Annotated in this window: 7 protein-coding genes; all 7 read right to left on the reverse strand. The window is 44.1% G+C overall.

What is annotated here, in order from left to right:
* Window positions 1-3: 3 nt before the first annotated feature.
* Window positions 4-627 (reverse strand): 4Fe-4S single cluster domain-containing protein, encoded by a 624-nt coding sequence (locus tag ACZ42W_RS19610; RefSeq protein WP_464166942.1) that lies wholly within the window; start codon window positions 625-627, stop codon window positions 4-6.
* The gene (locus ACZ42W_RS19615; RefSeq protein WP_464166943.1) at window positions 624-1,253 is read right to left on the reverse strand and encodes an FHA domain-containing protein; all 630 of its coding nucleotides are present in this window, start codon (window positions 1,251-1,253) and stop codon (window positions 624-626) included. The genes ACZ42W_RS19610 and ACZ42W_RS19615 overlap by 4 nt, the downstream gene beginning before the upstream one ends.
* Complete coding sequence (locus ACZ42W_RS19620) at window positions 1,253-2,617, reverse strand: hypothetical protein (protein WP_464166944.1); 1,365 nt, start codon at window positions 2,615-2,617, stop codon at window positions 1,253-1,255. Before ACZ42W_RS19620 ends, ACZ42W_RS19615 begins: the two co-directional genes overlap by 1 nt.
* Window positions 2,618-2,639: 22 nt before the next feature.
* Window positions 2,640-4,331, reverse strand: coding sequence for a protein kinase domain-containing protein (locus tag ACZ42W_RS19625; protein ID WP_464166945.1), 1,692 nt, complete (start codon window positions 4,329-4,331; stop codon window positions 2,640-2,642).
* On the reverse strand, window positions 4,324-11,457 hold the full coding sequence (locus ACZ42W_RS19630; RefSeq protein ID WP_464166946.1) for a DUF4011 domain-containing protein: 7,134 nt from the start codon (window positions 11,455-11,457) through the stop codon (window positions 4,324-4,326). The genes ACZ42W_RS19625 and ACZ42W_RS19630 overlap by 8 nt, the downstream gene beginning before the upstream one ends.
* Window positions 11,458-11,778: 321 nt before the next feature.
* Entirely contained in the window at window positions 11,779-11,964 is a 186-nt protein-coding gene (locus ACZ42W_RS19635) for a DUF6884 domain-containing protein (protein ID WP_464166947.1), read from the reverse strand.
* A 107-nt stretch (window positions 11,965-12,071) separates the two neighbouring features.
* Entirely contained in the window at window positions 12,072-16,874 is a 4,803-nt protein-coding gene (locus tag ACZ42W_RS19640; RefSeq protein ID WP_464166948.1) for a RecQ family ATP-dependent DNA helicase, read from the reverse strand.
* Window positions 16,875-16,889 lie beyond the last annotated feature (15 nt).

A 16,889-nucleotide genomic window follows, 5' to 3' on the forward strand; every position in this document is an offset into this window, starting at 1 on the left:
TTTTCAGACCTCCCCATTATCCATTAGGTGTGTCGATAGTGACTTTAAAAAATCTCGGTGATGTATTCCAACTGAGACCACACCGTCAGAGGTTGTAAAGTTCTGAATCTGGTTATGCGCGGTCTCAAGATAGTTTTCATAATCATCCTTGTGCTGACTGTTCAGAATAATGATATTCTGATTCCTTGAACCTCTGAGGATAATGTTGGTATTCAATTCCTCAACATACTGACCATCTATCAGTACAGCGATAGAACTCAGAATGGAACTCAGAATGTTATCAATGCGCTTAGAGCCTTGCTCTTTCAACTCCTCATATTTATATCCTGTATAAATGAGTATATCTGTGCTAACTGTTTCGAGGTACTGCATTAGCTCAGCGAGTTCTTCAGGTTGTGCCAATGGTTCTCCTCCTGAAATGGTGAACCCGTCAACCTTGTGGGCAGAAACAATCCCATCAATTACTTCTCGTAACCCCTTGATGGTGATTTCATATTCTTGGCGTTGCTCCCATAAATCAGGATTAATACACCCCGGACATCTCCGAGGACATCCGCAAACCCAAATCCCGATTCGGTTTCCCGGCCCCAGAACTTTCACTGGATACAAGATTCTTGCGACATTCATACCAACACCTCTATTACGAAATACGCCGCTTGTGATTGCCTTTCGCAATTAATGAGTTTGCCTCCAAGCCCTACCTCATCTCCGCTTTTTAACCGAGTAGGAGCGTCGCTGGGGATAGGCGTGTTGTTCACAAAAGTGAGATTTGTGCTGCTGAGGTTCTCAATATAAATTTCACCATTAGCTATAGTTAGTTTTGCGTGCCTGCGGCTTACATAGATCTTTGCTTTGAGATAATCACTCATTTCGCTTTCACGACCAACTACTGTGATAGGTTTTTCTATTGTGAAAGAAAAACTGCCGTCAACAGTGCGCAAAACTGCTGTCGTTGTAGGTATCACACCCGCCGTTTTGCTTTCTGTTGCTCTGACATCGGATATATCTTCTCCACATGCAGAACACTTCCGTGCTTGTGGAGGATTCTCTGCTCCGCAATCACAAACTTTTACGAGGCTACTAATATCACTGGTTGCAGCGCTACTTTGAGTAGAGTCATTTTGTGCGGCAAGGATTGCATCGTCAACCACCTTGACGCCAGTAAGGTCTGTTTCGCATTTTTTGCATTCTAACAACGCTGGAGGATTGTGTTCGCCGCAAGCAGGGCATACTTTGAATTTATTAAGAGCCATCAGTTATCCTCCTTTTGCATGGTACGTTTCGCCGTTGCTTTCGAACGCTTTTCAGAGACCGTCATCTCTCTGGCTGGTGTCTTCGCACTAATGGTATAATCAGAAACATTGATTATTGTTGCATACTCGGCTGAAGGAGGTGCCATTGAAACACGCGACTTTATCATTACACCCTTTGCCTTGAGGCGTTCTTCAAAATCTTTAAAATCCGAGCAAAAGGACTCCATACCCTCCTGCAACACATCTGCTTCTTCCGCAGTTGGAATTCGATCTGTTCTGTCTATGCCTCCGAGTTCCATTGCAATCTGTCCTTCAGAATCATATGTGACATTGATTGCCGTTCCGTTCCCATATGAAAAGAGTTCATTTCTGAATCTTTTGCCGCTTCTTTTAACGACCGAGCGGTCGCCAATAATATCATAGCCCATTTCAGACATTACTTCGTTCACACAATCACTGATGTATTCCTGCTCTGTTTGCATGACAATCCTCTTTTCCAGAGCGGCAACCTTGTTTTTAAGTTGCTCAAGGCTGCCACTGGCTGGCAAAAGTTCTTCGGATTGAATACCAGCAACAGAACATAGTGTGAGATAGCGTGTCTGCAGTTCATCGTATTCACTTTTTTCTTCCAGCGCTTTTATACGGGCAGCCTCAATGCGATTAACTAGCGGTTGTATAGTTACCGCTTGGAAGGTGCTTAGCTGCTCTTGTGTAGTAATTCTTGATAAAACGGCAGAAGAAGAAACAACTTCGCCTTTGAGTTCTACCGGACAAGTCTCATCTATTGCAAGCACACGCAGCTGCTCTTCAATTTTCAATTTTTCGGTTTCAAATTTCTCATTTTCTGGCTCGACAGGTAAAACAAAAAACGAGTGTACTCCAGCAATATCATCAGCTATTGCATTTTCAACGTCGGCCACGCCCTGCTTAGCCTTTTCTTCCATAGGTTTTAGTGCAGTTTCAATTCTCTTCTGCCTTGCAACTACGCTGTTTCGTAAAGCCCGTAGTTTTGCAAGGGTATCTTTTCGCTTCGCCAACTCAGCTTCCGTAAGCGTGATTTTGTCAACTTGAAGAACCGGGGTGCTTGATAACTCTGTCATGAATGACTGGCAATCTTGCGGGAGCCTATTTTGCAAGTCGCTTAATAATGCAATTTCATCAGAGCAGTCACTCGTTCGCTGATTAACGAGGTCAAAAGTCGAGAGTAACGTCTGTATTTGACCGTTTAAGCCATTCTGATAAACGACGGCTTTCTTGATTTCCTCGCAGCAAACAAGGCTCTGCTGTAGGCAGTTCAGCTGAGCGCGGAGGTTCTGCCGTTGTTGCGCGGACATTTCATATACTGATACTTTGGGACCGCTCATGTCACTACCTCGTTCCTTTCCGTTATTCGTGCATAAGAGTGCGCCAGTTTTCCAACTCTTTTTTCTTGCCAATTGTTATTAGCCACATCTCAAGCTGAATATCGAGATTTCCATCATAGTCAACCAACTTGTGGCATAGTCTCTCGAATGCTTCAAAAGACTCTTCGAGCCGTTCCCTCATATATCCGGCGAGTTCCCCAACAGTCCGAAACTGTTGTCCTTCAAGGTTCAGCAGCCTCTGCCCTGATAAAGTGTAAGCCATTAGGAAGAAGGTTTTAATCAAATTGGTATGTTCTATCTTTTCAAGCTGATAAGATTCCTCAATGGCTGCTGCAGCCTTTTTTAAAAGTTCATTTTTAGGGGCAGCAAGGGCGACATACTCAGTCAACAGTTTTTCAGACAATACTGTTTCATAATATTTTTCCTGAGATTTGTCCTTTTTCCACAGAAGGTCAAGCAAATCACGCCCCAGAGCAGGAAGGCTTTCAAAGATTCGCCCTTTCCAATAGAAACCTTTGAGACTCGGATTCAACTTGTAAAGAAGCTTCCAAAAGATAATATCGTCTTTACCATTCGTTTTGCTTGCCTCTTCTTCAGCCACCAAGCATTGCTTAGCTATTTCTTGATTGAAGATTCGAAAATGAGCTGATACAAGCCCTCTAAAGAGGTGCTTTTTACCTTCCTCCCAGTTCTTTGCAAAGGCTTCCACAAGGATGCGCGGGTCAGTTATTGATTCGTTCATGAATTGATATGGCGGCATAGTGCCTTTCCCAACATTCCCGACGCCTTCACCGGGTATGACAAGGCTTTCACCAGCCAACCATTTTTTTACCTCAGAATACGTCCAACGGCGGTTCGGGTTGTTTTTATTGTTTCGTGAAGTAATATCGTAGTAGGTTAATGCCGAAATGAAATCAGAAAGCAGTGTCGGCATACTGTCAGGGAAAGGTATTCTCTGAACAGAAACATACTGGCCGATTTCCTCTGCGCTCATATTGGCATAAGGAGCATATCCAGTGAACAACTCAAACAAGGTTATCCCGAAAGAGTAGTAGTCAGATTCTTCAAGGAAAAGATTCTTGAAGGTCTCAGGGGCAGAATATTCTGGTGTCATACCCGTCTTTGTTACCACAACGGAGCCAGTATCGCTCATAACCGAACTTATCCCAAAATCGATTATGGCAACACTTTTTCCATCGTCAGCCATCATGATGTTAGATGGTTTTAAGTCCTTATGTATAATACCCGCCTGATGTAGCACCCTCAAGCCTTCATTGATATTGGGAATCACCATCCGAACTAATTCATCGTAGGAGCAGGTTTGCCCTTGAAGACTGCCGTTCTTATAGTAGTGCAAAATTTCGACAGGCAAACTATTGTGCGTCGAAGACTCGAAAAGCCTTGCCACATACGGCGAGTTTATTTGCACCAGTCTCTTTACGACATCTTGCTTTATTGCCGCTTGGCGCTTATAAAGTTTGGCAACATACTTATCGTTTCTGTACGAACAGAGATATAAATCTGCTTCGCCGGAAGCAACTTCCAGACGTCGCTCAACGGTGTATTTTCCGCAAAGGACTGTCCCAGCGTCTAATAAACCATTGGTGGAAGACACGCTATCGATGCGTTGCTCATACTGAGCGACGATTTCACTATTAATAGCAGTCTTCGGTGTTTCTTGAAGTGCTGAATTGATAACAGTTCTATTATCCACGGTTGTCACCTCCAATTACCCGTACTTTTCCGTCAACAAATTTTACACGACCTCGCTTGATTAGCCGTTCGAGCGCACTGTTCATACAAGCCATCATCCGCTCGCCCTTCCTTGCGTATCCTAATGCTTTTGCTGTGGCATCAATCAAGCCGTCAGAAGTTAGCCCTATTGCCTGCTCAGCGATAGTAAACATTGCAATCCCTATTTCGTCAAGAGAGATGAAGTTAATTTGCCTTGGCGAATACCCATCAGCAGGAATCCTTGCTTTCAAACCTTGGAAACCCGCCAATGTCACAAAACCATCTTTGTCTTTAACGACAAGACTTTTGAGTTTACTTCCTTTCAGGACGCGTTCGACTGCGTTACGCACAGGGGCTGTTGCTTTTTGATTCCCGAATGCGCCCGCCATGCGTTGGTACAGCAAATCAATATAGATTGGCTGCTCGATATCAACGATGTATTTAATTTCTTCAACGACCCTGTCATCACCGAAATATTGCATAATCCTCGGAGTTTCATGCCACACAGCCTCTGTGTATTCGGTGAAACCATACGGATTGCTTGGGTTAGTGTCAATAGAAGTAATCAGCGAAGATGTATCAGTTGCACTTCCTTCATCAATAACTTCAGCGAATGATTCGGTCTGAGTCTGTGTGCTTGTTTGTTCTGGCACTTCCGCTTTCTTCACCTGTTTATATTCTTTGATTGCGGTGTCAATAAAGGTCAATAATTTCTGACCTTCTATATCCTGTCGTGCTATCCACTCAGGCGACCAAACTCGGTATATTCGCCATCCCATCGCCTCAAGAACTGATTTCCGCAAATGGTCACGGTCTCTGGCATTCTTGGCTGCGGCATAGGAGAGACCGTCACATTCAATTCCTGCGACAAAGCAATCATCGTTGTTGGGGTGTAAGATAGCAATGTCAATCTTATAACCTGAACAGCCTACATATTTTTTGATTCTGTATCCGTGGCTAATGAGGAACTCGGCTACCACGTCTAAGAATACATCTTTTTCGGATTCACTTAGCCCGGTTCGCAATGACGATGAACCGTTCATAGCGAACTCGATGTATTGACGTAGCATCTTTACGCCTTCTGATTCTGTACGGCTCAAATCGATATCAGAGTGCAATATTGAACTGACCAATTTGACATTGCACTTGGCTCTCGTAATAGCAACATTCAATCGCCGCTCCCCACCCTTTTGCCCAAGGGGGCCGAAACGCAAAGCCATAGACCGATTATTGTCACGCTGCTCTTTTGTCTTGGCGTAGCTAACGCTGAAAATAATAGTGTCGCGTTCGTCACCTTGAACATTCTCAAGGTTCTTCACAAAGAACTCATCTTCTTTATCCTCTGTGAAGAAACTCTCGTATTCAGGATGTTGTTCTCTGAATTTCTGAATTTCCAGAGCAATTGTTTTTTGCTGGCTCTCGCTAAAAGCGATGATGCCGAGAGAGCGGTTTGGCGTTTTGTCAATGTGCTGTCTGACAAGCTCAACGCATCGACGGGCTTCAGCGGTATTTCTACCCTTGCCCTCATACACTCCATTCTCCACGAATACAAACTCCACGCCCGTGTCAGCACCATTGTTCACACTGCTCGGAAATGTGACAAGTTCGTTTTTATAGATTTCCTGATTTGAAAAGGCAATCAGGTTCTCGTGCTTACTGCGATAATGCCAAAGCAAGGTTTTATTGGGAAGAACGCTGGTAGTTTCCTCAAGGATTGAATCATATATTTCAGTTCCAACGGCTTCGTCGTCTTCCTCATTAAAATCATCATCGTCATTGCTTGTGCTCGTCGCAAAGAAGTTCGTCGGCGGTAGCTGCTTACTATCACCGGCAATGATAACTTGCTTACCCCTAAAGATTGAGCCAACAGCATCTTGCGGAAATATCTGTGAGGCTTCGTCAAAAATGACCATATCAAATTCATATGATTCAGCCTCTAAGAAATAAGCCACTGATAGCGGAGACATCATCATGCATGGCTTAAGCTTGAGCAACAAGTTAGGAATTGACTTGAATAACTTACGCAGAGGCATTATTTTACGCTTCTTACCGATTTCTCTTTGCAATATGCTTAATTCATCATTAGCGGATAGCACTCTATTTGTGTCGGGAATTCCGCTGATGACATTTTGTCTGATACGTTCCTGCGCTATTAGCAACTGACGCTCATCAAGAGAGACGAACCTCCTGATTTTCTCGTCATGGCTATGACGCCGGAATTGCTCGACCATCTTCTTGGAACCTATTACCGATTGCACCCACAGAGTAAAGAAACCACGTTTGAAAATGCCAATAACATTCTCAAGGGTATTGTCGTTTTGTTCTACTTTTTCTGTAAAGTCGTTTAGTCCGAGTTCGTTACAGTAATTCCGCGTTTCGACACAAGAAATCCATTTGTCCAGAATCATTATGTTATCGAGACAATCAAGAACTCTATCCGCAACTACACGAATCTTTACGTTATCGAAGTCGACACCCGATTCGAACAGATTCTTAAATGCGACGTAACCATTTTCACATTCAGCAACATGATACTGCAAATCCGCCTTTGCTGCAGAGATATTAGCTCTGACATCTGCATTTTCACAGAATTGAGATATGAAGCTTTCGGTCATTTGGCTTGATTCGTCCATTGCAAACAAAGCTGACACTGACTCCAAATCTGATATTATTGAATCCCAGTCAGTTTCCAATCCTGCTATGCGGCTACCAAAAAACTCTTTGTAACCGGAATAAGTCTTTTCAAGCGCAATGCGTGTTTCGTACACTTTGCGCGCTTCAGACACCTTCTCAATCAAGCTGCTATTTGGGATTTCTTGAACAGCATGAGCGGACATCTCGGCAATCAGACCGATAAGCTTGCTGCTTTGCTCATGCAACAGAGTGAAACTGGGTAGCAGTTGTTCCTTAATCCCTTGACCAGAATAGTCTAGAATTACTTTAGAAATATCTGTATACACAACCTCAAGCGTCTCTTTGCTCAGTACAGACAACACATTTGATAATTTGGAATAATCTTTTTCGTGAGCCGCTTTATCGCATAGCATACCTACTACACTTTCGGGAAGTGGTGTTTGACCAAATGCAGAGCGAATTTGTTCTGCAAATGATATTCCTTCATTTATCGCATTCCAGTTCGTTGATTCTCCAGAATAGAGATGGTCGAAGTTTGTTGCTAGCATACTTTGATTTGCCGCAAGCCATTTTTCTTCCTCGCAAAGCTTAATAAATATGTTTAGGATTAAGCGAATATCAGTACCATCAAATGTTACTCCTAATTTGTTGGCTTCAGTTAGATTCGTAATGAGCACATCTAATAAACCAAGTTCAAATAGCGATAACTGGTTTTGTATAGTAAGCATTTCAATAAGCTCGTTACATACTTCTTCCATCCTGTTAAATTGCGGAAGCAAACTCTCTCTAATATCGCCACGGCAATTTGCAATAATCGTTGTAATACGTTCCTTAGCTATATTCGTGTTGCTTTCGCTCAGCGTTGGCAATAGCTTGGCAAGTTCAGAGAGGTCATCCGCGTGTAGCTGCTTATCACAAATAATCTCAATTACTTTTTCTGGAACAATTCCTTGAGTAAATAAGGCTTGCACGCCATCCGCATATGACAGACCTTTACCTATTGCTTCCCAATTGGATTTTTCGCCAATGAACAGTTCGCCAAAGCTCTCAGCAAGCGCCATTTGGCTTTCGGCGAACCACTTTTTCTCAGCGTTAATGTCTACGACGGTTTGGAGTAATTCCGTAATTTCGCCAATGCTAAATTTTACCCCAACTTTCTTTGACACACCACGTATCGTTTTAATATCTGTACGATAAGAGGACTTGAGAATCTTAAAGAATGAGGTGTATTCTGTCTTAAACCTATACAGCATAGCCTCAGCATCAATATCTAAAGCTTTATTATCCCAAAACTGTTGGGTAAGCCAGGCTTCCAGACTATTTAATCTTGTTGCGTGGGCAGAAGCCAACGGCAGCAACTGTTTCGCCTTATCAAAGGTTGTCTCGACAAACCATTGGCGGATAACCTTTTTGGAGTTAAGGAGTTCAGTTGCGTATTTGAACATAGTAGTAGTAGCATCGAAAGTGGTGTTGCTACTATCAACTAACGGAAAAACTTCAATGCTACGAGCAAATGCATCTAAAATTGAGTGTAATTCCTCAACTATTATATGTGCAACTTGTTTATGCTTCCGCACAGAATTCAGAATGGCATTATTATCCCACTTAGAAGCAATCTGTGTTTTTGCATCGTTCAGGGCACAAGTATGGATCTTTGCGGTGGGCAGTGCTAATTGGGCATTCTGTGTCCCACCATCTACAAACCACCCTCGTATCACTTTTGGAGAATTCGCAATCATGTGTAAGAGTTCAGCAAGAGAATCAATGTCATGTGGCGAGTCAGTCAATGCGACCGGAATAAGCGCAATGCCTTTATCGTATGCGGCACTAATAGCATTCAGTTGACAAATGACACCTGAGAAAAAGGGTTGAAAACTATCGGCTTTCTCCAGAATCTCGTTATCTATAATTTGCAATTGCTTGTCAATGCTCTTTATCTGCGCTACCGCTTGGCGGATATCATCTAACCAGGCAGATAGACTTTCAGCAAAGACAGATTCATTGAAATGAAGAAGCACATTATTAAGTGCATTTAAATACTCCTTCTTTTCTTGTTGCCGCATTTTCGACTTATCAAGTAGGACAGCACGCTCTGTGCTTTTGGCCAATTTATACGGAAATAGCGGTGTTTTCTCAATTACATCAAACAAAGCTATGGTACGCTTCGCACCCGCCCAAGAGCATGTTTCGTTTAAGCTGAATGAAGTTATGACCTCGGAAAAAGACTCGTCCAGCACGAGGAGAAATTCAGCTAAACCATCAGAATTTTGTACCAAATCATCCTTTAATCGCTGTGTAACCATCTTTACGATGGTGCCGTTCCACGGATTCTCAGAGAGCTTAACTCCAAGATGCTGAAGGGCTTTCGCATAATTCTCGGCACGATAGAGCATCGTGTTGTATGTGATCGACGAAATCGAAGCAGGAGATTCAATATCAAACTGGATGTAAGGTACATCCTGCAAACAACTCAATTCACCAAACACGTCATACAGACTCTTCTCCAAAGGAAGAATCTCTTCGTGTAATTCGTTGACATATTGATTTAATGCCTGCCTGTCCTGAAACAACTCTGTCAACTCAAACATAACGCTGTCTTTCATGCGCTTGCGAGGCAACTTGAGGTTTGCAGCAATGCTATCAAGAATCTCTTTTTTGTTCGCCTTGTGGCTATGTAACGCAAGGCAAAAATCGTCTAATCCCACCTCGGTGAGTCGTTTGTAAACGACCTGAAGAGCAGCCGCTTTTTCGGAAACGAAAAGAATCGTTTTGCCGTCCGCCAGTGCTTCGGCGATGATATTCGTAATAGTTTGGCTTTTGCCTGTACCCGGAGGTCCCTGCATAACGAAGCTGACCCCTGCTTTAGAGAGCAGTATAGCCTCCTGCTGACTGGAATCTGAATTTACAACCTGATAACATTCATTTGGCGAAACACGGTCAAAGTCCAACTCCGTCAATTCGCTCGGAATATTATTAGCAGCATTTGCGTCGCCAGTTATCGCTCGGATTACAGGATTTTTGAACATACGATCATAGTTGTTGTTGAGGTCATGATACATACTTATCTTGAGGAAGGACAGAAGTCCAAGGCTCACCTCACGAATCAATTTCCATCCATGTTGGTCAGCTAATTCCTCAATGGTCTGCATATATTGCTCAACGCTTTCTTCACCGTTGAGTTCAAACATTGGCAAATCTATGCCGTAACGCTCATTAAAGAGGTAATCAAGTGTTGGGTTGACTTCAATGTCATCATCATACCGCAACAGCGTATATGGTGCCTGTATAGATTCAAGTTTCAGAGAAACAGGCATCATAAGCACTGGTGACTTCAACCATTGGGCATTAGCGGAATTATTCTCTCTCCATTCAATGAACCCAAATGATAGATAGAGGATATTTGTGCCTTGTTCGTCTCTGGCAAGTTTAGACTTCGAGCGAAGGTTATTGAGAGCAATTCTCCTTTCAAATAGCGAACCCTCAGCCTTAATATCACCGACATGAACAGGGATTGGATACGACAATGTTTCCAAGAGGGACAGCATAGAAAAGGTTCTGAGGTCAGAATCCTTATCTATCGGGCGCTGAAAAGTCAGTTCTTCTTCCGAAACGGCGAGTCGGTTAAACAACTCCGTAAACTCCGGCTCCAGAATTTTCAGAGTAGCTCGTTTTGTCTCTCGATAGTTTATCATCTTGTTGCGCTTCGAAAGGTCAAGCAACTGTTTTTTCCAATGCTCTACCTTTCGTTTCAGAACGGCCTTGTTTGAGTGGCCGCTGTCAGGTACAGGTGTCGTTTTCGGGATCGAAACAGCATTTTGTATAGTTTGTCTCTCTATAGAATGCTGTGATGGCGGAACTGTATCATTGGCTACTTTTGTATTCGTTATTAATTGCACATCAGAACCATTGGACATTTTAGGCGGTACAGTTATTTGTTGGGTCGGTTGTGATTCTGCCGATGGCGCTTTCCTAATAATCGCCTTAGTACCTTCAATTGGATAAGGAACTTTATCGCGTGAATAAAGCTCTGCTGATATTACAATACCTGTTTTTTCAGCATTATTAAAACCAAGAGGAACAATAACCCTATCGTTAACTTTAATGGTCATATCATTCGAGATATAAATACGGTTTCGCTCGCTTCCGAAGAGTTTTATGCTACAAATCATTATCTTTTCTGACTTACGATTATCGGTTGTATCATACGCCGTTTTTATATCTGCGTTATAAGATTGCTCCCCTTGAGAAATATAGCGTGCATATGAACCTGAGTATTTGGCGCGCTCGGTAGAAGATGACGAAGCAAACGTAGTTCCGCATACTGGGCAAGTATGCGAACTGCAGAATTCAGCAATAGGCGAACTTTTGTACTCATCCTTCAAGATTTGACGGCTTATTCTGCCGCACTTAGGGCAAGCCGCAGTCACCACTTTTGAGCCATCTTTACTTGCCAAAAGTACCATAACTGACATATTGTAAACCTCCAGTTTTTCGGATTCTATCAAAATTAATCCTCATTACGTGTTGCACCTATCAGAAGTTCCTATGCGTTAGCCGCTGCTCCTGACCGTATCCTTCGTCGACTTCGGAAATCTTGAACTTCCAGTGCCGACCAACCTTATGCGCGCATATGTTTAGCAATTGTGAAAATTGGTAACCCGAGAGTTTGCTTCATTAAACGATCTCAACAAAGCAGGCTCTCTGAAAGCTCTTACATACGTTTAACTGACCTCAACCAAGACAGGTAATCCCAAAACCTATTACCCATTTTCATCCCTCACAAAATACATCAGTCAAGTCTCTATAATATCTGTCAATCCAACCGATCCATATTTGTTGGACAATATACCTATCTCGTCCGACAACTGCTTGGCATAAGCATAGGATTTTCGGAACAAATTACTTTTGTCATATAATTTACATGCCTCACATGAATCCCTTTTGTCTTTTGAACATGAAAGTAATTCCACGCTTTTCATTTAGATATTTCAGCCCCATTCTCATTCGAACTTTAACCTTCTCGTTTTATTCTTCACCATAGCCGATTATCTGGCTAAGAAAGTCCATCAGCAACGAATTTCAGATATTATTTCCTCTCAAAATAAAGCTCCGGCAGTACAATCCTAACTTCCTGCTCCGTCCCTTCCTTTAGCCAATACACAATAAACCGGATTCTCGCCGTCCCAGGGATATAGCCTCTCTGCGTAATCGCTTCCAGCTGGTTCTTAAACTTTTGCGAAAAGTTCAGCACCGGCTGCCCTGCAGAATTCCAGCAGCCTTCTCCGTCAAAGGTCAGCTCATCTCCGCTGGTCAGCTGCCCAATCCGCTGCTGATGCTGAGGGTAACGGAAAAAGTCCAGCCAGATATCCTTGAAGGTCAATTGCAGGGCCAAGAGGCGGGGCGGCAGGTGTTCCTCTGAATTCTCAATCTGCTCAAGACTCTCCGTCGTGATCATATTTAGATAGTTTCCGTTGTAGTGGATGGTCAAATTGCGCTTAGCCCGGGTCATCGCCACATACAACTGTCGTACCGCTTCCTCTGTTCCCGGGCTGAAGTTCTCCAGCATCAGGAAGACATTATCAAACTCTCTTCCTTTAGCTTTATGGATGGTTGAGACAAAGATCGTTTCGCTGTCTCCCCCCAGGAAATCTTCCAGCTTGGATTCCCAGATAAAAATCTCCAGATCTGATTTGTACTTGAGTTTGGGGTGAGCGGCCTCAAACTCTTTAATCAGGTTGACGCAGATCTCATAATTTAGACTGCGGGCAAACCGTTCTTTCAGCTTGCGTTTAGCACCGTTCCAGACCTCATCACTCATTGTAAATATTCCCTCAGTCAGACCCAGTCGGCTGAGAAAGAAACGAACTTCCAAAAGATTATATAAACTAAACCCGTCATTGGATTGAATCAGCTTGGCCTGGAGGCCGTTTTTCACCAGCAATCCGGTGATCTGCAGCGCTTCTTCATTGCTTTTGGTTAAAACACAAGTCGTTCCAGCCAACTCTGACGAGAGGATATCCTGAACCAAGGGGGTGATGAGATGATTGCTGCGATAGCGTACCAGCTTGATTTTCCCCAGATCACTTTGGTGAGGGATAATCGGCGTATCTTTCAAGCGCTGGGGGATTCTCTCGGCGAACTGGTTGCTGAAATCCACAAGGTTGCACTTGCTGCGGTAGTTTTCAACCAGTTCATACAATTTGGCCTTCTTTTCCAGGATCAGATTCACCATATGTTCGGAACTGGCACCTCGGAATTCGTAGATATTCTGATCGTCATCCCCTACAGCAATGACCCGCATCTCTTCATTCCGCTCCATCAAAGCATTGATTAAGGCAAACTCATGGGCATCCATGTCCTGAGCCTCATCGATGACCAGCACGGTTTTCGTAATTCTGCCCGGCTCAACATCCCCGTTCTTGATTCTCTTGATGGTTTCCTGAATGATCTCAGCGGATTTTTCCAGGGTCCCCACCTTTCCTAATAAATCAAAGCAGTAGGAATGGAAGGTTTTGATCTCCACGTAATTGGCCGCATTACCGATCAGTTTCAGCAATCGCTTCTTGAATTCATTTGCCGCTGCCCTGGAAAAGGTCACCATCAATAACTGTTCATGCTTTACGTCCTCCATGAGGAGCAGGGAAGCTAATTTATGCACCAGAATCCGGGTCTTGCCGCTTCCGGGCCCAGCTGCTACGACAATATGCTTGGATTCATAGTCTTTGATGATTTTCAATTGAGTGGGTGATAGTTCCCCAAAAAGCTGTTTGAACTTGGCCGGGGTAATATTCTGCTTGATCTCACTTTGCCGGCTGCCTGGAAAATATTTATTCAGAAAGATGCTGACATTGAGCCGGAAATAATCATCCACAAATTGCAGGGCCGCTTGATAGTCCCGAATCATTTTCCGGGCATATTCACCGACGATATGCACTTGCTGCACCTTGTTTTGGTAAAACTGCTCCAGTTTCTGATAATCCTCGGTTTTATAAATTTTGCGATTGTTCTGCTCCAGACGCTCAATGGTCAGCCCCTGATAGGTGATCATGAAGCCGCCCTCGATCTTGATGGCTTCTATTTTGCTCAAATAATAAAGAGCATCCTCGATTTCCTTGACTGAAGTCTGGCTTCTGAATAATGTGGACCGGTTTTCGAATTCTTCCTTTAACTCCAGGACAGAGAATTCAACCAGAACCTCATCCTGCTGAGCCTCCTCCACGGGGATGGCATGGGTTTTGGCAAAAAGATATTCCAGGATGAACTGGGCCAGCTCATAGCGCTGCTCCAGCTTGGATTCTAGAATTTCCTTTTCCTCAAGGGCCATGACCGCGATATGGTTTCGGGAATGGGCTGAGGTTTGACGCTTAATCCAATTTTTAATAGTCCAAAAATTGAGGATGGTTCTTAGCTTGGCTGGGGTGGCCTCAGAGCAGCCCTTCTCTTCCGCTTGCTCGTTAAGTTCTTTAATATGAAAAACAATCTCCTGGTCTTCGATCACCGTTAACAGAAATTTCTCGATCTGGTAAAAGGTTTTGAGGACATTCAGGGAACGGTTGCGGTTTTCGGATTTCTTAATGTAGGCGGCTAAGTCTTTATGGTCGGCCAAGACCTTTTCTTCCCGGAGCAGATTGACCACTTCGATGACTTCCCCTTTGGGGATGCCTAAATGGTCAGAGATATAATCCACCCTTGATTCCGCTTCTTCGTCCGTCAGATGTTTTCTGCTCTTGCTGGAAAAAAGCTTCTTGATGATCCGTACAGCTTGCCCTCTCTGTCTCTCGTCCATTCGCTGGGATTTCTCAATCTTCTCTAAAGCTTCTATGACCGTGCGGGAGAGAATACTGTTGGCGAAAATCCGCGGCACATTCTGGCCCCGTTTGATGTATCCGGCTTCTTCCAAAGCGGTGATCGCCGTCTTAACTCTGGTTTCGATATCCATGATGGTATCGTCCCAACCGGCTTTGCGGGCAATCTCCAAGGCGGATTGGGAAACCCGGGACCGGAACCGGGTCAACTCTTTAATCGCTTTCCAGACCTGCTGGATTTCCTGGATGCTGAGTTTGGTTTGATTCAAGAGAACAAAATGCTTGCTCAGATCCTCATCATTAAACAAGACATAGCAGTCGGCAGAGATCTCTTCATCTCGGCCCGCTCTCCCTGCTTCCTGAATGTAATTCTCCAGGGAATTGGAGATCTCATAGTGAATGACCATGCCCACATCTTTCTTGTCCACACCCATGCCAAAGGCGGAGGTCGCCACCATGATCTGCACCTGGCCCTGTATAAAGGCATCCTGGTTTGCCGATTTTTCCTGCTTATCCATCTTGCCGTGATAGGGCTTGGCCTGATAGCCGTCTTTGGTTAACCGTTCCGCCAAAGCATAAGCGGCATGAGTACGGGTCACATAAACAATGGTGGGACATTTCTTCCCTTCCAGCAAATCCCGCAGGGCATTGTACTTTTCTTCCTCATTCCTCTCAAACACTTCGTAGCGCAGATTAACCCTGGAGGCATTGGCAGAAAAAAGCTCCAGGTCAAGGGACAGCTTCTCCTTGAAATAGCCTCGGATGTCTTCGATGACCTTTTGCTTGGCTGTGGCCGTAAAGCAGGAGACGGGGATACCTTCGCTCAAATTTTTCTTTTCCTGCAGAGTTTTGATGAAGTCTCCGATATACAAATAATCCACCCGGAAATCCTGGCCCCAGGCTGAAAAGCAATGGGCTTCGTCAATAATGAAACGGACCACATTCCGGCCCAGGAGCAAGCGTTCTATGGTCCTGGAGCGCAAGGACTCCGGAGAAATGTACAGGAGAGAAGCCGAACCGTTTTCCACCCGTTCATAGGACTTAGACCTTTTGATGGGATCGAGCAAGCCATTGATGGTCACAGCCTCAGTGATCCCCGCTCTTTCCAGATTATCCACCTGATCTTTCATCAGGGATTGCAATGGAGAAATCACCACTGTCAAGCCTTTGGTATTAACTCCGCTCATCAGGGCAGGAACCTGAAAGGTGATGGATTTCCCGCCCCCGGTCGGAAATACCGCCAACAGGGATTTGTTGGCTACAGCCGCCTGAACTGCCTTTTCCTGCAAAGGTTCTCCTCCATAAGCCCGGTAGGCATTGAAGCCGAAAAACCGTTTCAGTCCTTGATGAATATCCAGAGCATCATTGCAGTAAGCGCACCCCTCCAAACAGGGGTTGCTTCTTAATAAAAACATGATCCGTTCAGCAGCCGGGTAATTTTTTAAGACCCAGGGCGGGGTTATGGAGTAACGATCATTGGCATTAAGCAAGGCTAAACAATAAGCCAGCTCCACCGGATATTTCGTTATAATTCTGGCTAGATCAGCCTTTTCACAAATCTTGCGCTGAAACTTTTCCCGGATCAGCTTCTCAAGAAATAAGGAATTTCCTTGATATCCAAGGAAATGAAAGAAAGCACTGAACTCTTTTATGCCTTTCAAAAGCATATGATAAATGACCTTGAGGATGGAATCCGCCTGTTGAAAAGCCGTAACTTCATCAAAGAAAAGGTCTCTTGCTTTGATGGAATCATTGAGGGGATTGTTGGCATCTTCCGTCTGCAGCTTGTCGTCCTTAAGCAGGGCATGATAAGGCCGGTTTGGAAACAAAAGCGGGGAAAGGTAGAGGGTGTCGATGATTTTGACGGTATTAAGACCTGCCGCGTGCAAAGTATTTTCCAGATACTTAAGATCGTGGTTAAGAATGTTATGCCCGCAAAGATATTCACTTCCACGTAAGAAAGCGGTAAAGTCACCAACTGAATTGGAGTGAAAGGTACTGCCATCCCCTTTAACGCTGCCGATGTCTAGGATTTTTTTGCTTTTCGGCTCAATTTCGGTGTCGATAAAGGTGATTGGCTTCATCTTTTACTCCTCTAG

The organism is Desulfitobacterium elongatum, assembly GCF_055378975.1.

Coding starts and splice junctions, on each gene's coding strand:
- ACZ42W_RS19635 (WP_464166947.1), bottom strand. CDS start 11,964: ATGAAAAGCGTGGAATTACTTTCATGTTCAAAAGACAAAAGGGATTCA.
- ACZ42W_RS19610 (WP_464166942.1), bottom strand. CDS start 627: ATGAATGTCGCAAGAATCTTGTATCCAGTGAAAGTTCTGGGGCCGGGA.
- ACZ42W_RS19640 (WP_464166948.1), bottom strand. CDS start 16,874: ATGAAGCCAATCACCTTTATCGACACCGAAATTGAGCCGAAAAGCAAA.
- ACZ42W_RS19630 (WP_464166946.1), bottom strand. CDS start 11,457: ATGTCAGTTATGGTACTTTTGGCAAGTAAAGATGGCTCAAAAGTGGTG.
- ACZ42W_RS19620 (WP_464166944.1), bottom strand. CDS start 2,617: ATGAGCGGTCCCAAAGTATCAGTATATGAAATGTCCGCGCAACAACGG.
- ACZ42W_RS19615 (WP_464166943.1), bottom strand. CDS start 1,253: ATGGCTCTTAATAAATTCAAAGTATGCCCTGCTTGCGGCGAACACAAT.